Raw genomic sequence first — 550 nt, forward strand, 5'->3', positions numbered from 1 at the left:
ATTCCATGCGCCCGCCGCCTTGCCGATCGCATTCCATGTCCACACGGTGCCGGGTTCGACCGCTTCGCTATAGCGCGCCATGCAGCGGACCTTGCCCCATTGCGATTCAACGTAAATCCAGCCGCCGTCCTCGATGCCCTGCTCGCTCGCCATGCGCGGGTTCATGAACAGATAGTTTTCGCCGTGAATTTGCCGCAGCCACGCGTTTTGCGAGTCCCACGAGTGATACATCGCCATCGGCCGTTGTGTGACCGCCGCAAGCGGATAGCGTGCGAGATCCGTTGTGTCGCGCTCGAGCGGTTCGTACCAGAACGGCAGCGGATCGAAGTAGCGCTCGACACGTGTGCGCAGATGCTCGGGCGGCTGACGCCCCTGGGTCTTGCCCTGCGCCGCCAGGCGGAATTTCTGCATCACGTCCGAGTAGAGCGCAATCACAATCGGCTCGGGAAACTTGCGAAAACCCTTGTCGACCGCGAATTGCAGATACGGACCGTTCTGGCCGCGCATGTACTGCAGCGTCTCGGGCAGCGTGTAGTGGAACACGCAGTTG

The 550-nt window shown here is 61.6% G+C and carries 1 protein-coding gene; it reads right to left on the reverse strand.

What is annotated here, in order from left to right; genetic code table 11:
• A partial coding sequence (locus HV796_RS43215; protein WP_281370008.1) for a molybdopterin dinucleotide binding domain-containing protein occupies window positions 1–550 on the reverse strand: 550 nt, incomplete at both ends.

Origin of the sequence: Paraburkholderia humisilvae (assembly GCF_902859855.1) — a bacterium.
Lineage (GTDB): Bacteria > Pseudomonadota > Gammaproteobacteria > Burkholderiales > Burkholderiaceae > Paraburkholderia > Paraburkholderia humisilvae.